General features: G+C 62.1%; 32 protein-coding genes. 17 read left to right on the plus strand and 15 right to left on the minus strand.

The features are described from left to right. Nucleotides 1-163 precede the first annotated feature (163 nt). Nucleotides 164-397: a helix-turn-helix domain-containing protein gene (locus tag EZH22_RS24525; RefSeq protein ID WP_203192986.1), complete on the plus strand. Its 234-nt coding sequence runs from the start codon at nt 164-166 to the stop codon at nt 395-397. Nucleotides 398-741: 344 nt separating this feature from the next. Here the strand turns inward: EZH22_RS24525 and EZH22_RS24530 are convergent, their stop codons facing one another. From EZH22_RS24530 to EZH22_RS33000, 15 genes are all read right to left on the minus strand, one after another. After that, nucleotides 742-1323: a hypothetical protein gene (locus EZH22_RS24530; RefSeq protein WP_203192987.1), complete on the minus strand. Its 582-nt coding sequence runs from the start codon at nt 1321-1323 to the stop codon at nt 742-744. Between the two features lie 63 nt (nt 1324-1386). Further along, entirely contained in the window at nt 1387-1707 is a 321-nt protein-coding gene (locus EZH22_RS24535; RefSeq protein WP_203192988.1) for a hypothetical protein, read from the minus strand. Between the two features lie 29 nt (nt 1708-1736). Beyond that, a complete protein-coding gene (locus EZH22_RS24540) occupies nt 1737-2312 on the minus strand; it encodes a hypothetical protein (protein WP_203192989.1) in 576 nt (191 codons plus the stop codon). Next, nucleotides 2309-3139 (minus strand): YdaU family protein, encoded by an 831-nt coding sequence (locus EZH22_RS24545; protein ID WP_203192990.1) that lies wholly within the window; start codon nt 3137-3139, stop codon nt 2309-2311. The genes EZH22_RS24540 and EZH22_RS24545 overlap by 4 nt, the downstream gene beginning before the upstream one ends. Nucleotides 3140-3141: 2 nt before the next feature. Further along, nucleotides 3142-3726 carry a hypothetical protein gene (locus EZH22_RS32995; RefSeq protein ID WP_408647645.1) on the minus strand — a complete coding sequence of 195 codons (585 nt, stop codon included), beginning with the start codon at nt 3724-3726 and terminating at the stop codon, nt 3142-3144. Continuing rightward, nucleotides 3663-3965: a hypothetical protein gene (locus tag EZH22_RS24550; protein WP_203192991.1), complete on the minus strand. Its 303-nt coding sequence runs from the start codon at nt 3963-3965 to the stop codon at nt 3663-3665. The genes EZH22_RS32995 and EZH22_RS24550 overlap by 64 nt, the downstream gene beginning before the upstream one ends. Continuing rightward, the gene (locus tag EZH22_RS24555) at nt 3962-4153 is read right to left on the minus strand and encodes a hypothetical protein (RefSeq protein ID WP_210352041.1); all 192 of its coding nucleotides are present in this window, start codon (nt 4151-4153) and stop codon (nt 3962-3964) included. The genes EZH22_RS24550 and EZH22_RS24555 overlap by 4 nt, the downstream gene beginning before the upstream one ends. Next, nucleotides 4131-4493, minus strand: a complete 363-nt coding sequence (locus EZH22_RS24560) for a helix-turn-helix domain-containing protein (RefSeq protein WP_203192993.1) — start codon at nt 4491-4493, stop codon at nt 4131-4133. Before EZH22_RS24560 ends, EZH22_RS24555 begins: the two co-directional genes overlap by 23 nt. Next, nucleotides 4490-5023 (minus strand): GcrA family cell cycle regulator, encoded by a 534-nt coding sequence (locus EZH22_RS24565; RefSeq protein ID WP_203192994.1) that lies wholly within the window; start codon nt 5021-5023, stop codon nt 4490-4492. Before EZH22_RS24565 ends, EZH22_RS24560 begins: the two co-directional genes overlap by 4 nt. A 34-nt stretch (nt 5024-5057) precedes the next feature. Next, nucleotides 5058-5441 carry a RusA family crossover junction endodeoxyribonuclease gene (locus EZH22_RS24570; RefSeq protein WP_203192995.1) on the minus strand — a complete coding sequence of 128 codons (384 nt, stop codon included), beginning with the start codon at nt 5439-5441 and terminating at the stop codon, nt 5058-5060. Between the two features lie 11 nt (nt 5442-5452). After that, nucleotides 5453-5737: a DUF2312 domain-containing protein gene (locus tag EZH22_RS24575; protein ID WP_203192996.1), complete on the minus strand. Its 285-nt coding sequence runs from the start codon at nt 5735-5737 to the stop codon at nt 5453-5455. Nucleotides 5738-5752: 15 nt separating this feature from the next. Continuing rightward, entirely contained in the window at nt 5753-6223 is a 471-nt protein-coding gene (locus tag EZH22_RS24580) for a hypothetical protein (RefSeq protein WP_203192997.1), read from the minus strand. A gap of 499 nt (nt 6224-6722) precedes the next feature. Then, nucleotides 6723-7025, minus strand: a complete 303-nt coding sequence (locus EZH22_RS24585; protein WP_203192998.1) for a hypothetical protein — start codon at nt 7023-7025, stop codon at nt 6723-6725. Between the two features lie 3 nt (nt 7026-7028). Further along, entirely contained in the window at nt 7029-7358 is a 330-nt protein-coding gene (locus EZH22_RS24590) for a hypothetical protein (protein ID WP_203192999.1), read from the minus strand. Then, a complete protein-coding gene (locus EZH22_RS33000; protein WP_203193000.1) occupies nt 7358-7588 on the minus strand; it encodes a helix-turn-helix domain-containing protein in 231 nt (76 codons plus the stop codon). The genes EZH22_RS24590 and EZH22_RS33000 overlap by 1 nt, the downstream gene beginning before the upstream one ends. 121 nt (nt 7589-7709) lie before the next feature. Between EZH22_RS33000 and EZH22_RS24605 the strand changes: the two genes are divergently transcribed. From EZH22_RS24605 to EZH22_RS24680, 16 genes are all read left to right on the plus strand, one after another. Then, entirely contained in the window at nt 7710-8426 is a 717-nt protein-coding gene (locus EZH22_RS24605) for a LexA family transcriptional regulator (protein WP_231711130.1), read from the plus strand. Then, on the plus strand, nt 8423-8815 hold the full coding sequence (locus EZH22_RS24610) for a hypothetical protein (RefSeq protein ID WP_203193001.1): 393 nt from the start codon (nt 8423-8425) through the stop codon (nt 8813-8815). The genes EZH22_RS24605 and EZH22_RS24610 overlap by 4 nt, the downstream gene beginning before the upstream one ends. A 160-nt stretch (nt 8816-8975) precedes the next feature. Then, nucleotides 8976-9236 carry a DUF1902 domain-containing protein gene (locus EZH22_RS24615; protein WP_203193002.1) on the plus strand — a complete coding sequence of 87 codons (261 nt, stop codon included), beginning with the start codon at nt 8976-8978 and terminating at the stop codon, nt 9234-9236. Between the two features lie 281 nt (nt 9237-9517). Next, complete coding sequence (locus tag EZH22_RS24620) at nt 9518-9886, plus strand: hypothetical protein (protein WP_203193003.1); 369 nt, start codon at nt 9518-9520, stop codon at nt 9884-9886. Nucleotides 9887-10099: 213 nt separating this feature from the next. After that, complete coding sequence (locus EZH22_RS24625) at nt 10100-10384, plus strand: hypothetical protein (protein WP_203193004.1); 285 nt, start codon at nt 10100-10102, stop codon at nt 10382-10384. A gap of 59 nt (nt 10385-10443) precedes the next feature. Next, nucleotides 10444-10722, plus strand: coding sequence for a DUF6948 domain-containing protein (locus tag EZH22_RS24630; RefSeq protein ID WP_203193005.1), 279 nt, complete (start codon nt 10444-10446; stop codon nt 10720-10722). Beyond that, nucleotides 10719-11282, plus strand: coding sequence for a hypothetical protein (locus tag EZH22_RS24635; RefSeq protein ID WP_203193006.1), 564 nt, complete (start codon nt 10719-10721; stop codon nt 11280-11282). Before EZH22_RS24630 ends, EZH22_RS24635 begins: the two co-directional genes overlap by 4 nt. A gap of 42 nt (nt 11283-11324) precedes the next feature. After that, a complete protein-coding gene (locus tag EZH22_RS24640) occupies nt 11325-11537 on the plus strand; it encodes a hypothetical protein (protein ID WP_203193007.1) in 213 nt (70 codons plus the stop codon). Then, entirely contained in the window at nt 11519-11866 is a 348-nt protein-coding gene (locus EZH22_RS24645) for a hypothetical protein (protein WP_203193008.1), read from the plus strand. The genes EZH22_RS24640 and EZH22_RS24645 overlap by 19 nt, the downstream gene beginning before the upstream one ends. A 2-nt stretch (nt 11867-11868) precedes the next feature. Next, on the plus strand, nt 11869-12159 hold the full coding sequence (locus EZH22_RS24650) for a hypothetical protein (RefSeq protein WP_203193009.1): 291 nt from the start codon (nt 11869-11871) through the stop codon (nt 12157-12159). 10 nt (nt 12160-12169) lie between these two features. Continuing rightward, complete coding sequence (locus EZH22_RS24655) at nt 12170-12979, plus strand: ERF family protein (protein ID WP_231711131.1); 810 nt, start codon at nt 12170-12172, stop codon at nt 12977-12979. Then, the gene (locus EZH22_RS24660; RefSeq protein ID WP_203193011.1) at nt 12979-13986 is read left to right on the plus strand and encodes a hypothetical protein; all 1008 of its coding nucleotides are present in this window, start codon (nt 12979-12981) and stop codon (nt 13984-13986) included. The genes EZH22_RS24655 and EZH22_RS24660 overlap by 1 nt, the downstream gene beginning before the upstream one ends. Nucleotides 13987-13996: 10 nt before the next feature. Next, nucleotides 13997-14620 carry a lambda exonuclease family protein gene (locus EZH22_RS24665; RefSeq protein WP_203193012.1) on the plus strand — a complete coding sequence of 208 codons (624 nt, stop codon included), beginning with the start codon at nt 13997-13999 and terminating at the stop codon, nt 14618-14620. Then, nucleotides 14617-15144 carry a hypothetical protein gene (locus tag EZH22_RS24670; protein ID WP_203193013.1) on the plus strand — a complete coding sequence of 176 codons (528 nt, stop codon included), beginning with the start codon at nt 14617-14619 and terminating at the stop codon, nt 15142-15144. The genes EZH22_RS24665 and EZH22_RS24670 overlap by 4 nt, the downstream gene beginning before the upstream one ends. Beyond that, nucleotides 15144-15632 (plus strand): HNH endonuclease, encoded by a 489-nt coding sequence (locus tag EZH22_RS24675; RefSeq protein WP_231711576.1) that lies wholly within the window; start codon nt 15144-15146, stop codon nt 15630-15632. The genes EZH22_RS24670 and EZH22_RS24675 overlap by 1 nt, the downstream gene beginning before the upstream one ends. Beyond that, nucleotides 15629-16033, plus strand: coding sequence for a hypothetical protein (locus EZH22_RS24680; protein ID WP_203193016.1), 405 nt, complete (start codon nt 15629-15631; stop codon nt 16031-16033). The genes EZH22_RS24675 and EZH22_RS24680 overlap by 4 nt, the downstream gene beginning before the upstream one ends.

A 16033-nucleotide genomic window follows, 5' to 3' on the forward strand; every position in this document is an offset into this window, starting at 1 on the left:
GTGAAGCGAAAGGAGGTGAGACGCGTGAAAGTCCGGTTGAGGTTGACCTTCAGGTTGTTCGGTTGGCGCCTGACACTGAAGATCAACTGACGAAAAGGGGATCGGGAGAAATCCCGGTCCCCACCGGAACAGGAAGCGTCTCACCTCCTGAACGGAGGATACCATGGACAACGAGGTCTTCAAGACGTGGCGCAAGGTCGTGGGGCTGACACAGGCGCAGGCCGCTGAAGCCCTTGGCGTTTCCAAGGCCACGATCGAAAACTATGAGCGCGGGTCTCGCCGGGAAGATGGGCGCCCGGTGGAGATCCCCCGGCACATTGCGCTTGCCTGCGCCGCGATCTATCACAAGTTCGGGCCATGGCGGATCGAAGAGCCCAAGGGCCAATCACCCTCGTGATGGAGCGGAGAGCGGGGATCGAACCCGCCTTGGAGCCTTGGAAGGGCCTTAGGTCGCCGAGACCACCCCCGCAAAGGGAGATGCCAGCCTCTCAGCCGGCGCGGGCCAGATGCTTGCCTTTAGCGCCATGCTCGCCGCCTTCGTGCCCGGAGGCCTGTCGGTCGGTCCGCATCTAGTTCACGGGCGCCAGGTATGCCCCGGCCTACCGGCTCTTGCCGGCGAGCGTCGCCGCTCCAACCCGCGAAATTGTCCCGGCTCTCATGCCCCGGGCGGCGTTGAGGTCGTGTGTGCTGAGATGATGGGCATTTCTGCCGGCGCAGTTCGCTCAGCTTCAATTTCGGAAATTACCTGTGTCGCCGCAGCCCGTCAACAGCCTCAAGCGGGATGCCGAAGAAATCTGCGAGAATATCGAGCCCATGCGCCAAGTTTTCCACATCAAACACGCCTCGATCGTAGACGCACACCTCCCGGACGGCGACAGTTGCAGGCTTGCCGGCATCCGCCATTGCGGTCAGGGAGCGCATGTACTGATTCACCGTCCGCTTGATGCGGGATTCGTCTGGCTCGCCCTTAAGGGATAGGCCCCTGGCCGCGCCGAGGTCCATGCCCTGCGGATAGGGCGATGGCATATCGATGGCCCTCTGGTAGTCGGCCACGAGGCAGTGATACTCTTTCCCGGCCTCCAGTTGACGCGCACTGATCTTTCCGGACAGCCAGAGGCGCCCCAATTCGTAGCCGGCTTCAGCGGACCCGGCGTCGGCCATGGGGACCGCATACAGCCGCTGACGCGCGGCTAGAACCGTGGACCGGATCGCCATCTCAGTTTCTCCTCGCATGGTCCGTGATTCCGGCCGGATCTTGCCGCAGGCGTAGCGCTGCACTTTAGCGTTGGAGGGCCGCCCACGGCGCTTACGGTTCTTCGACATGACGATGTAGCCCCTATGTCCAGAATTGCCGCTAGTGACGCCCGTAATCGATCTGCCGGCCTGTTAGCCTTCGATGGGCTTGGCGCCTGCCTCGTGGATCGCCCGCCATTCGGGCGTGATCTTGCCCATCGCCGCTGCCTTCCAGCGTTCGGCCTCGGCCTTTGCCGCCTCTGCTTCGGCTTTCCAGCGGATGCGGGATGCCTCAAGGCCGGCCTTCTCGGTTTGCGCGGCTTGAAGATCCTTGCGGAGATCGGCGGCGCGCGCTTCTGATGCCCGAAGCCGAGCCGCCACGCCGGACATAATCCCCCATCCATGGCCCCCGACTTCGCATATGTGGTCGCGCATCTCCTCAAAAACCGCCAACACCTCTTCGGTCTCGCTCATGTCTCAGCCCCTTGTCGTCTCTGGAGTGGTCAGGCGGCCCGTTCATCGCTGAAAACACCGTCTTGTATCGACTTGTACCGGGTGCGGTAGGCCTCGATCAGGCTCAGGCCTAACCCGCCTTGGACCGCGGCAAGCTGCGACCTCACGCCTTCGGCTTGCGCGCACAGGCGCCCGGAAGCTTCGGGCGGCGGGAGCATCCCGCGCTCCATCGCGTAGTCGAAAAGCTGCCCCAGCCAGCCCTCTTTCGACGCCTGGCGCGACAGGTCATAGCTCTGCCGCATCATCGCGAACGCCTGCCGCTTCCGGTGCCACGAAGCGACATCGTCGACATCTGCCGATCCCACCGCCGCAGGGACTTCCGTGCGAACCGGCTCCACTGCCGGCCACCGGGCGCACGCCGCGATGCACTCCGCCACGGTCGGGAATGTCCGCGTAGTGCGCTCGCGTCGGATATGCCGCGCCCCGGCCTCAAGCTGGTACTGGCTGAAGCTGGCCAGATCCTCGCTCAAAGCCTGGAAAAACGCTTCTGGATCACCAGACGGAGGGTCCTTGAACGCGACCATCATCGGCCTGATAAAATTGACGAATGCAGCTTCTGCGCTCATGTCTGAATGCCTGCCTTAGCCATCGCTCGTTCAAGGGCCGCCTTGGTGTCCACGGGAGCCCATGACGGCGAGGCGCGGGGCTGCACTGTGCGGTCGTATGCACCCTCCAAGAGCTTGGTGAAGCTCTTGGCTTGGAGAAAAAAATCGATATTGGGCTTCCACCCTCGATCGTTATCTCCCGACAGGAACGACGATGCCCCAGCCCGCTCCAGGGCGGCGCGCCAGCCGGCGCTTCCACCGCAATCTGCCAACCGGGCCTTCAACCCTGATTTTCGGGTGGCCGTCAGCCTATCTGCCTTCGGCCACCCAACTTTATCCGCCACAACATTGTAAAATTGGAACGCTTCAGAAATTTCCAGCGAAGCAGGCGGCGACACCGATACGTCAGTATCGGATATATCTTCTCTGGCATCTGGCTTCTGGTTTATGCGCGTATGCTTAAGGCTGGCTTCATCTAAATCATTGTTATTTATTGATGAGGCTGCATTTACAGCACGATTAAAGCCACCTTTCGCGCCGCTTTCTGCGAGTTTTTGAGATGTTTTCGCGGCAGTTTCGATCTCTTTTTCGGCGCGCGTATTGGACAGGCGTCCGCCAGTCTCTACAAGCTTACCCGCATCGATCAGTCGGCCACGAAGTGCGGACCACTTCCGTACCGACACACCGCATACCCCGGCGAGCCAGCGTGCATCATCGGGGATCGGACCGCCGCGGTCATAGATCAAGTCCAGGCACAGGCTATAGGCGCCCTTCTCTTCAAGAGTCAGCCCAAGGCAGCCGTGCACGAAGTCAGCGCCATAGCGTTTATACCAAGGCCGCCCAGACATAATTATCGGTCCAAATAGTCGAGGACTTGAAGGGCGCACCCACAAGGGTCCTCATTTATTTCAGACCCCGTAAATCGCAGTGATGCAATGCCCATCATTTGGATAGCCCGATCTCGCGCCCGGTCTCTGCGCGCTTGCTCTTTCGTTCTCTCATGATAATCGTGCCCATCACACTCTACGGCCACCATCGGGCGCGCTTCCGGCCCCTGAGCGATCATTAGGTCAACTCGGCAGTTCATCCTATCGATTACGATTGGGAACTGCGGTATGATAAAGATTTCATCGCGATCAATCGCACACGACTTGAGCATGTCAAAATTCCGCCAAGTCATACCTGCCGACCTCCAGCGGACGATAGATACGGCCTCTAAGGCGCACAGCAGTAGAATTTCAATTGGGCTCTCGACATTATCCTTTGCGCTCATTAGGCTCGGGGCGATAGTTTCTTCTAGTATTTCTGCGGCGCCCTTAGCTGCGCGCTCGATTGCCCTGACAACCATCATTGTAGTGACCGTATTCTTATTCACTTTTCGCTCTCCCGCCCCCTCGTCCGGCACCTCGCCAACGCTTCCGCCGCCATCTCCCATGCTGAGACCATGGCGGGGAACAGCGCATCGATGTCTGTCACGTCACGCTCGGCCGCATGGAGCGCGTCAGCTAGCGCGACGAAGCATCGGGCGGCATGGATGCCATCCCGCATGTCTAGGCTCGCCTCGGCCGCCTGCTTCGCCTCGGCATACCGACGACGGGCCTCTGCTATGAGGATCCCCCTTGCGTCGTCACGCGACGCGCGGTGCTCGTGCAAGCTGATGATGTCTGCGCTCATTTTGCCGCCCCCTGCCGCTGGCGTGCGGTCTCCGCCCATTCCTTCAGAAACGAGATGCCCTTCTTCACACCCTCGCGGAGAAGCGCTCGCTTGGCCGGTGGAAGGCGCTCGCCGTTCTCAACAACCTTCCATGCCGCTTCCATGTCGCGCGCAGCTTTCTCCACCTCACTCGGACGGGGCATGGTCACCCCCTTCGATCTGCCGGCGGATGGCTTCGACTTCAGCGGCGAGGACAGGATCGGTCTGGATCTGGGCGGAGATCTTGCGCACCGCGTGGAGAACGGTCGTATGATCGCGGTGATCAAACCGCAGTCCGATGCCAGCCATGGTTTTTGAGGTAAGCTCTTTGGACAGGTACATGGCGACATGTCTTGCCCGCACCACATGAGCTGCGCAGCGCGGCGAGATCACATCCAACCTGGACACCATGAAATGCGCGCATACGCGCAAAATGATGATCTGAATAAGGTCTGGCCTTTGACCACGGATTGGCGTTGCCACTCGAATCCAGTCGTGCGCATTTGTCATGCCGCAGCCCTCAGGTGGATGGGCGCCTTCTTATTGGCTAAGAGCCGCTCGAAGCCGTCCTTGGTGAAGATCTGCGGCGCGCACTCGGTGCACCATGAGGTGTTGAAGGCCGCAGGCTTCCCGCAGAACATCGCAGGCCTCTCGTGCACCACCCGGCGGCAGTGCCAACGCTCAAGATCCATAATAGACACGCCACCTTCAGGCGAAGGCGGATGGGTTTCGGGCACTTCGGCAGCAAGGCATTCCTGATCAAGGGCGATGTTTTCCATGCGCTCCTTGCGGTGCCGCTTGGATGTTTCCGTCCTCGGCGGCCCAGCCGTCGAGCGCACCTTAGTTCTCTTCCCGCGCTTCTCCCGAACACCGGACCTGTGAATGATTCCAATGACGGAATTGCGGGTGCGCATTGTGCCGAACTCGCGGTTCAGCTCTTCGGCTATCTTCGATGCCGAGAAGCCATGAGCGTCCAGATCGAGCGCGAAGGCCTTCTCTTCTTCCGGCCACTGGGGGGCTGCGATAGTGGCGGCCATCATGCGGTCCTCGGTGTGATCGTTACGGTGGTGAGGGTCACTCTGCGGCGCGCGGGGCCTGCGCTTCCGCAAACACCGGTTCAATCATCACCGTGCAGCCGACAGGCGCATGGCCCCAACGAACCGTGATGCTGTCCGCGAACCGATCATTCGAGATGACCCGCGCGCCCTTCTGCAGGTAGTCCAGAAGAACCTTCAGCCTGTTGTCCGCGTCGGACGTGCCACGGCGCTTTTCGTCGAGGATGACGGTCAGGTGGAAGCGGCCGACGATCTTGCCCGCCCTGTGGCCTCCCTGCTCAAGGAAATGCCCATGCGCGGCGCGGGTCCAGGTCTTCACCCGGTCCGACTTGCGAGGGGCGCCGTCACGGATGCGGTACAGCTCATTGACCGAGGGCGGGATGGGAAGGTGAAGGACGATCATCGGGACACTCCTCACGCACGCGCATGCGTGAGGGCTTCCGCCTCAACCGCATTCATGTAGAGTTCCACCAAGGCTTCCGTCTCGGCGTACTTGTCGGGGTTTTTCTGGTTGGCGCGGATCTTCGCGACCACCTTGCCCAGTGCGGTCTTGTCGAGGCCCTGCGACTTTGCCTCGGCGTACACGTCCTTGACGTCGTCGCCGATCGCGTCCTGCTCTTCCTTGAGCCGGAGGATGCGGTCCACAAAGCTCTTGACCAGCCCTGCGCCGGCCTCGCTGTTGTCGCCGATGCCGGTCATTGGCCGATCTCCGTATCAATCCATGGGGCGATCCAGCGGGCGACCCGCTTGGAGAAGCGCAGCCAGAGAAGACCGGCCTTCGTCCGTGGTGCAAAGGCGAAGGGCAGCTTCGAGCGCGGCGATGCGGGCGACCAGCCCGGCGTATTCTGCTTGGGCGTCATTGACGTTCTTCTCTTTCTGGGCAGCTTCTTTCAGAGCCAGCGCCGCACGGATCGCGTCCATCTCCTCAGCGTCGATGCGCCGGGCCTGCCGCCGCCACATGTCCTCTATGCGGGACGTGCGGATCGGATCTTTCAGGATGCCTCGCGCCCGGCCCACTTCGTTGACGAGCTTGGCGACGCGGTTAATCGCGCCCTTCACGCCCTCGCCGGGTGCGTATGGCTTTGAAAGCTCACGGAGATGTTCAGATGCTCTTACGACTGCGCTCATGACCCTCACCTTGTGCTCGGTGCGATTGGCCGAGAACTCGGTATCATTATCCGACACTGCGGTATCTCCTTCTGCTTTACTTCAAGCATCGGGAGTGACCGGGAGACGGAACCATGTGGCGCGCGGCTGATGATCTTGCAGGATGGCCAGCGGCGCGCGTTGAAGAAGGCCCCCAGCCAGCCGAAGCAAGCCAGGGGAAGGTGGGCCGGGAGGAACTCGGCCAGGGGAACGAAATTCAGGGCTTCGCCGCGATCGGAACGCTTGCCGGCGCCATCGTGGAGAGGCTTAGGGATCGGGCCGCGCGCAATGCCCCGCGTGGAGCGGCCCGCGCGCCGGCCGGTGTGGAAGTCGCTCCGGAAGCCGGCCGGCGCTTGGAATAAATGCGTGGGTCGAGCCGATTGACCGGGAAATGTACGGCTTGCGCCGCGGGCGGGCCGGATCGGCTCTTTCATCGGCCCGACGCCCACGCTCGCCGGGCAGGTATTCCCGCCCCCAAACCGGATGCCGATGATGATATCAGGGCAACCGTCCGGCGCCCCTATCTGGAGTGAGGGCGTCATGCGTTCTCTCGCTCATGGATGGGGGCGAGGAGAGCGCGGAAGACTTCGATGGAGGTGTCTTTGACGGGGCGGAAGTGGCTTAGTCCAAACCCCGGCTCTTCCGACTTCCACGGAAGAGGATGGTTTACAATTTCCTCCAAAAGACAAACGCTTCCATTTATTTTGCAAATATGCCGAATGGTATACCGCATCCCTTTCGTCGGGAATTTGTAACCATTATCCAAAAGATTTTTGGCCGCGGGGACAGAATAAACATCCGTAATGCACACCACCCGCTGCCCCACATGAAACATGCTCATGGCTCAGCCCTCCCGCATTTTGATGTTAAGGGCGTCTTCCATGATCGACCGGATATCGTCGGCCGTTGCCGGCTTCGCCCAGTCACCCGCCGGGAGCGTTTCGCAGAGCAGCGTCAGATGCTTGATCAGCACTTCGATTTCGAGGCGGCCCACTCGCCCCTTGAACCGGATTGATGCTGACGTGTCCGGCCCAATGGGGACCTCGATATGCTCCCAAGGGGCGACGCCAATGCGCATAAGGGGCGAGAGAGCGTCGGCCATTTCCCGAACAAGTTCGCGAGGAGTCTTCTGCGGTAGAGGCGCTACCGTGGGGCGCGTCGGAAGCTGGGCCATCACGCAGCGCTCCCTGTCTGTTCGGGGGCGGGCTGGTGGGCGTAGTCGGGCATGAAGTCGTTCGCGGTCACTTCTCCGGCCGTCGCCTCAGAGATGCGCGCGATCACGTCGGGCCGTGGGGTCCGCTGCCCAAGCACATATCGTGTGACTGCGGCCTGCGATGTCCGGATACGGATCGCAAACTCAGCGTGGGTGATGCCGTTGGCGGTGAGATGAGTTCCCAGCTTCATGCGGCGACAATACCATATTGGTTTTATCACGCAACTGAAAAACACCACCTTGGTGTTAGACCGTCACCGGGGCATTGAGTACCAATTCGGTATGAACCCGCTACGTGCCCACCGAGGCGAGATGAGCCAAGAAGCGCTGGCCAAACTGGTCGGCACTTCACAGGCTCAAATCGACCGGCTTGAAAAAGGCCAGCGCAAGCTCACCAAGGAGTGGGCGGTGCGCATTGCGCCGCATCTGGGCATTGACCCTTCCGACCTGCTTTTCCCGGACCGGGCGCGCCACCTCGAATCGGAAGAGGTTGCCGCTCAAATCGGCAAGCCGGGCGACCGCCCAATGACGATCGGGCAGGAAACAGGGCGCCGGGGCATTCCAGATGATGCATCAGCCCAACTCGACGTGACCGCGGGCATGGGCGGCGGCGGCCTCACGGTCATTTCGGATGGTGTGCCGGGCCGATCTGGGATGACGTTCGCGGCGGAACATGTCCGCGACTTCTGGCGCCTTCCGGGCGATGTTCTTGCGTCCCTCGGGCTCAAGGCGCGGGACGTGATCGTGGTGCCCGTTCAAGGGGACAGCATGGCCGACACGCTCATGGAGGGCGACTTCGTCTTTGTCGACACCAGGCACCGCCTGCCGTCGCCCGACGGCGTCTACTGCCTTACGGACGATTTCGGGGGCGTCGTGATCAAGCGGCTTGAGGTTGCCTCACACCCCCGTGACGAGGAAATCGTGGTGCGGATCATCTCCGACAACCCGAAGCATCCGCCCAAGGATAGGGCACTTTCAGAGATCCAGATCATCGGCCGTGTGCTTCGGCGGTTTGGGGTGGTGGGATGAAATTCGACATCTTCCCGGCGGCATTGATCTTGGTCGCCGCCCTTGCCGGATGTGCGTCAACGCCACGCAATGACGGGCCATCGGCCACGTGGACGCTTCCTATACCCGTCGATACCGCCGTGGCCTGCGTCATAACCGGCCTGAATTCCAAGTTCCCTGCCGACTTCAATCGCCCCTATCCAATCACCCACTCTGCCGCCACGACTGCACCCGGCTCCGTCTATGAAATCACGATGCAGCAGACCATCACGACGCCAGGAAACGAACTGTATTTCGTCCGCGTGATGGCCGCCGGCACCTCTTCCAAGGTCGAGGCGTTTGCTCTCCCAGCCTTCCGAGCCGACGTGATCTCCGGCGTGGACCGGTGCGCCGACACGCTCAAGCGCTAGCCCGCCTCCGGCGGTCCATCATTGATATGTGAGGTGGGCATGCCAGCGCATGGCGCGATCTAAAGCCCATCGAATTTGTAATTTGGCAATTGCGAGCCAGCCCCGCATAATCGCGCAGGCGCCGCATCGGGACGCTGGCGGCGCCATCTGGAGCCACCACATGGAGCAAATGATCAACGTCGAAATCAAACGTCACAGGGAAACCGGCCTTCTCCTCGCCACCAGTGAGGACATGCCGGGCCTCATGGTCCACGGCCGTACCATGGCCGAGATGGAAGAGAGGCTCCCAATCGCCGCGCGTGACATCCTTGAGCACCAAGGGCACACGGTCCAGAGCGTAACCCTGGAAAAATCGCGCCTCAGCGATAATTTCTGGCCGGCGCATGTGACCGTCAACGCGTCGATGGCAGCCGCTGCGTGACAGCAGATGAATACCGGGCCGCGATCAAGGTGCTCGGGCTCACACCAATGAAGCCGTCATACAATGGCGCGACATTGCACCAGGATCGAGAGAAACAGCCACACATTGTCCCTGACCCGGACAGCCTAGCCGGGGTCGAGCGCCGAGACATCATCGCGATGTTGAGAGCGAGGCTAGGAGTGGAAGAATAGGAAAAGCCCGCCCTAACCGGCGGGCTTTTTCGTGCGCTCTCGACTCTTCCTGACGCCAGCGCAACTATGGCGATAAAGGGGGAGGGGAGCATGACGCAGCAGATACCTGAGATCGAAGGCCGGATGGTTGCCGGCGCCTACCCAATGGATGAGGGCAAAGTCATCGGGATCGAGATGCTCGATGCTGACGGCGCACGCTTCATCGTGTCACTCCCGACGACGGTCTTCGAAGTGATGCTGCCTGCGTTGGAAAATGCGATCATCGACGCGCGGGAGAAGTTCCGTCCAGGCGACGGGGCGCCAGCGATCAAGGCCACCTCATTTGCACTTCGAGACGACGGTCCCGTGATAACGGCTGAGATAGGGCTTTCAGGGCGGCTTCACCCCATTCGAATTGGATTACCACGACAGGGCGCGGCGCAGCTTCGCGACCTCCTGTCCAAAATTCTGGAACCGTAACCCACTGCACCGGCCCGCGCTCTCGTAGCTTCCCGCCCGTCACCATCACGCCCTCCCATGCCCGCCCTCGGGATATCGAGGGCGGGCTTTTTCGTGCGCCCCACCACGGGGCGTGAGGGAGGATAACAGGAGTGCGCAAAAACAAACACCGTTTTGGTGTTGACGCATAAAACCAAAATGGTATTGTCTCCTCATCGAACACGAGGGGACGACATGAGCACCCAGCCCACCAGCACCGAGACGAAACCTCTGCACCGAGACATCTCGGATGAGGAATGGGACGCCATGATCGGCGCGGCGCCGCAGATGCTGGAAGCGCTTCAAGAGGCGTACCGGGAACTCCATTGGCTGCACAGGGAATACGGTGGCCGATCCAACACCTTGGAGGTGATGGGCCGCGTCCGTGAAGCCATCGCCGAAGCTTCCCACCAGCTCGCTCCCCGCCGCATCACCAGCAAGCAGGCCCACCTCGTGGATGACCTGAGCCGGAAGGGCTGACCACACCGGGGCGGCTCCGGCCGCCGATTATTTCCACCACCAAGAGAAAGCCAAGACCAATGAGCGACCTCAAGCCGATCCTCGTCACTACCGCCCATCGCGGCGTGTTCGCCGGCCTCGTGCCCGCCGACACTGACCTGTCCGCCAAGACGCTCTCCCTCAAGGACGCCCGCATGGCGATCTATTGGGGCACGACCAAGGGCGTGATGGAGTTGGCCGAGACCGGCCCGACCGGCAAGAGCCGCATCAGCGCGAAAGCCGACATTCCGGTCCTGCACGACGTGACGGCGGTGTTCGAGGTGTCCGACACCGCGTGGGCCAAGTGGGTGTCGGCGTGAGCACCCTGGATCGCATCATCACTGCGGACGACCTCGTTCGCGGAGGCGCTTGCTACTCGGGCGTGATGGCGTCTGCCAAGCCGGAATGGCCTGCTGCGTTCACAGTCGGCGCTGCTGTCAAGGAGGCGAAGCGCCGCCGCGAGACGAGCGCCGTAATGAGGGCGCTGCAACTTGACGGCGACGGCTCCGGCGACGGCTCCGGCGACGGCTCCGGCTACGGCTACGGCTACGGCGACGGCTACGGCTACGGCTCCGGCTACGGCTCCGGCTCCGGCGACGGCTCCGGCTACGGCTACGGCTACGGCGACGGCTACGGCTACGGCTCCGGCGACGGCTACGGCTCCGGCTACGGCTACGGCGACGGCTACGGCTACGGCTCCGGCTACGGCTCCGGCTCCGGCTCCGGCGACGGCTCCGGCTACGGCTACGGCTACGGCGACGGCTACGGCTACGGCTACGGCTACGGCGACGGCGACGGCGACGGCTCCGGCTACGGCTACGGCTACGGCGACGGCTACGGCTACGGCTACGGCTACGGCGACGGCGACGGCGGGCAATAAATTGGGGCGGCTCCGGCCGCTCCTCTCCAACGGGAGGGGATCATGGACAAATCCGACCTTGCCGCCCTTGAGCACGACGTGGCGCAGGAAACCGCCGCCTGCATCGCTCGCAACGAACAGCGGATCGCCTTTCTCACCGAGCGCGAGGAGCGCGAGGCTTTCCTGCGCAAGCCGGTGACGCAGTGGACCGACGCCGAGTGGCGCGAATTTCACCGTTACGAGAACGATGCTCGCAAATGGACGAGGAGCTGGTGATGAGAACATTTCGCAAGGGCGATTTGGTGACCGTGGTCGGCGTCGTCGAATTTGACGAGCGCCCCGGCGAGCGCGTTCTGGTCAAGCTCGAAGAGACATTCAGCACCGCGAGCTTCCGCGCCGAAGCCCTGACGCTGCGCCGGCAGAAGATTTGGCCCGGAGAGCAGGTCAAATACGACGGAGAGTGCATGACGGCCATCGCTGTTGATGGGCGTGATCTTTGGGCCAGAAAGTTCAACGGCGAGACGATGATCCTCGACGTGAATGAGGTCGTCCGGGTCGCGCCCATCGAGAACCCGCGCCCTGCCGCTGCGGAGGCTGCGGAATAGCCATGTCCATCGATCTCCTCACCTTCGCCGCCATCGTCTCCTCTGCCTCGGCAGGAGCGCTTGTTACTGCGGCCATGACAGGCCGGAGGAATTCGGCCCTGTCTCTTCAGGTTTTTTGCCTGCGAGGCGTTCTCATCAAGGTTCTCGCCGGCCTCAAGCAAAGAGAAGCCAGATGGTCTTTGGAGCGCACCATAGAGATGGCTCTGGATTTGTCCGACGAAGACGAGGTGGTCGGAGATTTCACCTTGCATCCTGACGCCCGTGTCCATGCCGTGGGGGATGATAATGTCTGAAACTGCATATTTGAATGAGGTCGATGATCTCGTTCTACCCACCGCCGCCAAGGCCAATCTTCCGGCCCCACGCGCACCGCGCGCTGTAGCCCCCCGCCGCGCCTCTGCCAAGTCCGATGCCGGGTCGATCCTCGGCGCCATCATGCAGGCCGCCAGCAACCCGGAAATCGATGCCGCGAAGGTCGCGAGCCTGATGGACAATTACCGCTCCATCCGAGCGGAAGAGGCAAAGCGCGCCTACCTCGCGGCCCTTCCCGACATGCAAGCCGATCTGCCGACGATCGACCAGAACGGGCGGATCCGCATCGAGAAGAGCGGCGTCCTCATTCAGGAAACCAAATACGCCCGGTGGGAGGACATCAACGAGGCGATCCAGCCGGTGCTGCGCGCCCATGGCTTCGCCCTGTCGTTCCGCCTCAGCGTCGCGCCCGACGGCAAGCAGAACATCACTGCCGTCCTCAGCCACACCGAGGGCCACCAGGAGGAAACCACCATCACTCTGATGCACGACAGCACCGGGTCGAAGAACTCGGTGCAGGCCGTCGGCAGCACGATCAGCTATGGCCAGCGCTACACGGCCCGCGCGCTCCTGAATTTCCAGAGCCGAGCCCGCGAAGACCGTGACGACGATGGCCGCGCTGCCGGCGGCGTCGAGATGATCTCGGAAGATCAGGTGCTGGCGTTGCGCGATCTCGCCGCCAGCGTCGAGGCCGATGAAAAGCGCTTCTGCACCTTCATGCGGATCGAACGTCTCGCCGATCTTCCTGCAAGCCGCTTCAACGAAGCGAAGACCGCCCTGGAACGCAAGAGGGGGAAGTGATGGACCTCGAACTCATCCAGATCGAGCCGCAGACCGCGCTGGCTGTCTTTACCACGGAGAACGCCCTGGAGCCGTACCTTCAGCGGGTTCGCGACGAGGTCTTCACCTTCAAGGCCGACGTGTCCACGTCCAAGGGCCGTGGGGAGATCCGGTCGTTCGCCGCCAAAGTGACGAAGGTCAAAACCTATATCGAGGGCATCGGCAAGGGTTTGGCCGACGAACAGAAGCTTATTCCGAAGAAAATCGACGCCGCCAGAAAGCACGCTAAGGACACGCTGGAAGCGCTGGCTGAACAAGCCCGGAAGCCGCTTACCGATTGGGAGGATGCGGAGGAAGCGCGCGTCGATGCTCACAAAAATACCATCGCACGCATGGAGCAGATCGCCGGCATCTCCCCTCTACAAAGGCCGGTGCACGAGCTTCGGGAATTCCTCGCCGAAATCGAGGCCATCGGTGTCGGCCCCCAGTGCGAGGAATACGAGGCCGCCTATGCGAAGGCGAAGGACGCTGCCGTCCAGGCGCTGACCGCCGGCATCGAGGCGCGCGGGCGCTACGAGGCTGAACAGGCCGAACTCGCCGAGCTGCGCCGTCAGGCTGACGAGCGGGCGAAGAAGGACCGTGAGGAACAGATCGCCCGAGAGGCTGCGGAGAAGGCGAAGCGCGAAGCCGAGGAAAAGGCCGCAGCCGACGCTCGGTGCGCCGAAGAGGCGATCCTGCGCGAACGCGAAGCGGCCGAGCGTCGGGAGCAGGATCTGAAGCGCGCCGCCGAGGATGCTGAGCGCCGGGCCGCCGATGCGGAGGAAGCCGCGCGCCGCCGGCAGGCGCAGGAGAAGGCCGCCGAAGAGGCCGAGGCCAAGCGCCGGGAAGCCGACAAGCAGCACCGGGGCCGGGTCAACCGAGAAGCGCTTCAGGCACTGGTCAGCGGCGGCATCGCCGAGGAAGCGGCCAAGGCCGTCCTCAAGCTCATCATCGCCGGCCAGGTGCCGCACGTCTCCATTCGCTACTGAGGAGCCCACCATGCAGATCGTAAATTGCGAACAGGGCACCGAGGAATGGTTCCGGGTCCGCGCCGGCATGCCCACCGCCTCCGAGTTCGCCACCGTCATGGCCTCCGGGCGCGGCGGCGGCGAGAGCAAGACCCGCTGCACCTACATGCTGAAGCTGGCCGGCGAGATCATCACCGGCGAGCCGGCCGATAGCTTCACCAACGCCCACATGGAGCGCGGCAAGGTCATGGAGGAGGAGGCGCGCAACTGGTACGCCTTCCAGCACAATGTCGAGCCCGAGCGTGTGGGCTTCATCATCAACGGCCTCAAGGGGTGCAGCCCGGACAGTATGCTCGGCTCCGACGGCATGCTGGAAATCAAGACCGCGCTTCCTCACATTTTGATCGAGAAGCTGCTGAAGGGAGAGTTTTCGCCCGAGCACAAGGCGCAGTGCCAGGGCGCGCTTTGGGTCGCAGAGCGCGAGTGGATTGACCTCGTGACCTATTGGCCCCGCCTGCCGCCGCTGGTGGTGCGCGCTCAGCGTGACGAGGTCTACATCGCCGGCCTCTCCCGTGCCGTCGACGAATTCAATGCTGAGCTGCACGAGGTGGTGGAGACCATCCGCGCCTATGGCGACGGGAAGGCGGCAGCATGAACGACCGCGCGCCCCCTATCCCCACGCAATGGGATGGCGAAGCGTTCGTGCCCGTCTCTCAGCGCTTCGCGAAGCTAGCCGACAAGTTCTTCGTTGTCGGCGAGGTCTACGCCCTGGTGGTGGAGCAGCCGCGATCCGGCGCCAGCCACAATCATCAGTTCGCTTGGCTCCACGATGCCTGGATGAACCTTCCGGAGGACATCGCCCCGCTCTACCCGACCGAAGTCCACCTTCGGAAACGGGCACTGATCGCGGCGGGCTATTTCACCGAAGTCGCGATCGATGCCGGCTCGCGAGCTGCGGCTGCACGCATCGTCGCGGCCGTCCCGGCATTGGACGAATTCGCCTTCGCCAAGATCGAGGGCAGCACGGTTCTCATCCGCCGAGCCAAGAGCCAGTCCATGCGCGCCATGGGGGCGAAGCAGTTCTACGAGAGCAAGGCAGCGATCATGCATGTGATCGCCGACATGCTCGGCGTGACGCCTGCCGATCTCCAGAAGAACGCGGGAGGCGTCGCAGCGTGATGCCAGACGATTACGACGTAGAGCTAGCAAATAACATCATATACGACCCTTGGACTGGCGACTTTTTCAGAACTCTTCGCTCTGGCTATAGGCGTGGGATGCCCGTTAAAGCTGGATATGTAAATAGTAGGGGATACTTTGTTATACGATTCAAAAACCGGGTCATCCAAGCTCATAGGGTAGCATGGTTTATATACTATGGGCTTTGGCCGGGCGGCATAATAGACCATGCGAATGGTGATAAGCTTGATAATAGAATTGGAAACCTGCGCATTGCTACGCCGACCCAGAACAACGCGAATATGAAGGCAAAAGGAAACAAGCTAAAGGGATCTACTTTCATACGACGTATAGGCAAATGGCAAGCTCAGGTAAAATGTGATGGAAAGACTCATTACCTGGGTCTTTTCGATTCTGAGGCGGATGCGCACAAAGCCTACATCCGCGCAGCGACAAAACTGTTTGGTTCTTTTGCGAGGCCCGCATGACCAACACGAATCCGCCGGGGTCCTTGGAAGCCCCCCTCTCCACCATCCCGGCGGACGCGGGCGGTGCAGTCTCTGTGGCTGTGCCGCCCGCTGGGGGATGCCGGCTTTCTCGGGTGCAGCGAGAACTCGCCCGCCACGCGCTCGGGCTCCCGAACAGGATGACCATCAGCTACCGCAATCGGTACTTCGCCGGACCCGGCCATGCTGCATATGGCGACTGGTGCGCAATGGAGGAAATGGGCGCCGCGCAGCGCGTCAAAGAAATGCAGATGCGTGTCGGGGCGCAAAAGTCGGCGCACTTCGAGATGACACGCGCCGGTGCCGAGGCCGCCCTGAACAAGGGCGAGTGCCTTGATCCGGAGGACTTCCCGGTCGTTCGCCTCCTGAAGGAGGGCAAGTGA

It is taken from the genome of Xanthobacter dioxanivorans (assembly GCF_016807805.1).
Classification (GTDB): domain Bacteria; phylum Pseudomonadota; class Alphaproteobacteria; order Rhizobiales; family Xanthobacteraceae; genus Xanthobacter; species Xanthobacter dioxanivorans.

What these genes read in the sequence shown, in the direction of transcription:
- EZH22_RS24525 (WP_203192986.1), top strand. Translation starts at nt 164, where the DNA reads ATGGACAACGAGGTCTTCAAGACGTGGCGCAAGGTCGTGGGGCTGACA.
- EZH22_RS24530 (WP_203192987.1), bottom strand. Translation starts at nt 1,323, where the DNA reads ATGTCGAAGAACCGTAAGCGCCGTGGGCGGCCCTCCAACGCTAAAGTG.
- EZH22_RS24535 (WP_203192988.1), bottom strand. Translation starts at nt 1,707, where the DNA reads ATGAGCGAGACCGAAGAGGTGTTGGCGGTTTTTGAGGAGATGCGCGAC.
- EZH22_RS24540 (WP_203192989.1), bottom strand. Translation starts at nt 2,312, where the DNA reads ATGAGCGCAGAAGCTGCATTCGTCAATTTTATCAGGCCGATGATGGTC.
- EZH22_RS24545 (WP_203192990.1), bottom strand. Translation starts at nt 3,139, where the DNA reads ATGTCTGGGCGGCCTTGGTATAAACGCTATGGCGCTGACTTCGTGCAC.
- EZH22_RS32995 (WP_408647645.1), bottom strand. Translation starts at nt 3,726, where the DNA reads ATGGGAGATGGCGGCGGAAGCGTTGGCGAGGTGCCGGACGAGGGGGCG.
- EZH22_RS24550 (WP_203192991.1), bottom strand. Translation starts at nt 3,965, where the DNA reads ATGAGCGCAGACATCATCAGCTTGCACGAGCACCGCGCGTCGCGTGAC.
- EZH22_RS24560 (WP_203192993.1), bottom strand. Translation starts at nt 4,493, where the DNA reads ATGACAAATGCGCACGACTGGATTCGAGTGGCAACGCCAATCCGTGGT.
- EZH22_RS24565 (WP_203192994.1), bottom strand. Translation starts at nt 5,023, where the DNA reads ATGATGGCCGCCACTATCGCAGCCCCCCAGTGGCCGGAAGAAGAGAAG.
- EZH22_RS24570 (WP_203192995.1), bottom strand. Translation starts at nt 5,441, where the DNA reads ATGATCGTCCTTCACCTTCCCATCCCGCCCTCGGTCAATGAGCTGTAC.
- EZH22_RS24575 (WP_203192996.1), bottom strand. Translation starts at nt 5,737, where the DNA reads ATGACCGGCATCGGCGACAACAGCGAGGCCGGCGCAGGGCTGGTCAAG.
- EZH22_RS24585 (WP_203192998.1), bottom strand. Translation starts at nt 7,025, where the DNA reads ATGAGCATGTTTCATGTGGGGCAGCGGGTGGTGTGCATTACGGATGTT.
- EZH22_RS24590 (WP_203192999.1), bottom strand. Translation starts at nt 7,358, where the DNA reads ATGGCCCAGCTTCCGACGCGCCCCACGGTAGCGCCTCTACCGCAGAAG.
- EZH22_RS33000 (WP_203193000.1), bottom strand. Translation starts at nt 7,588, where the DNA reads ATGAAGCTGGGAACTCATCTCACCGCCAACGGCATCACCCACGCTGAG.
- EZH22_RS24605 (WP_231711130.1), top strand. Translation starts at nt 7,710, where the DNA reads ATGAGCCAAGAAGCGCTGGCCAAACTGGTCGGCACTTCACAGGCTCAA.
- EZH22_RS24610 (WP_203193001.1), top strand. Translation starts at nt 8,423, where the DNA reads ATGAAATTCGACATCTTCCCGGCGGCATTGATCTTGGTCGCCGCCCTT.
- EZH22_RS24615 (WP_203193002.1), top strand. Translation starts at nt 8,976, where the DNA reads ATGGAGCAAATGATCAACGTCGAAATCAAACGTCACAGGGAAACCGGC.
- EZH22_RS24620 (WP_203193003.1), top strand. Translation starts at nt 9,518, where the DNA reads ATGACGCAGCAGATACCTGAGATCGAAGGCCGGATGGTTGCCGGCGCC.
- EZH22_RS24625 (WP_203193004.1), top strand. Translation starts at nt 10,100, where the DNA reads ATGAGCACCCAGCCCACCAGCACCGAGACGAAACCTCTGCACCGAGAC.
- EZH22_RS24630 (WP_203193005.1), top strand. Translation starts at nt 10,444, where the DNA reads ATGAGCGACCTCAAGCCGATCCTCGTCACTACCGCCCATCGCGGCGTG.
- EZH22_RS24640 (WP_203193007.1), top strand. Translation starts at nt 11,325, where the DNA reads ATGGACAAATCCGACCTTGCCGCCCTTGAGCACGACGTGGCGCAGGAA.
- EZH22_RS24645 (WP_203193008.1), top strand. Translation starts at nt 11,519, where the DNA reads ATGGACGAGGAGCTGGTGATGAGAACATTTCGCAAGGGCGATTTGGTG.
- EZH22_RS24650 (WP_203193009.1), top strand. Translation starts at nt 11,869, where the DNA reads ATGTCCATCGATCTCCTCACCTTCGCCGCCATCGTCTCCTCTGCCTCG.
- EZH22_RS24660 (WP_203193011.1), top strand. Translation starts at nt 12,979, where the DNA reads ATGGACCTCGAACTCATCCAGATCGAGCCGCAGACCGCGCTGGCTGTC.
- EZH22_RS24665 (WP_203193012.1), top strand. Translation starts at nt 13,997, where the DNA reads ATGCAGATCGTAAATTGCGAACAGGGCACCGAGGAATGGTTCCGGGTC.
- EZH22_RS24670 (WP_203193013.1), top strand. Translation starts at nt 14,617, where the DNA reads ATGAACGACCGCGCGCCCCCTATCCCCACGCAATGGGATGGCGAAGCG.
- EZH22_RS24675 (WP_231711576.1), top strand. Translation starts at nt 15,144, where the DNA reads ATGCCAGACGATTACGACGTAGAGCTAGCAAATAACATCATATACGAC.
- EZH22_RS24680 (WP_203193016.1), top strand. Translation starts at nt 15,629, where the DNA reads ATGACCAACACGAATCCGCCGGGGTCCTTGGAAGCCCCCCTCTCCACC.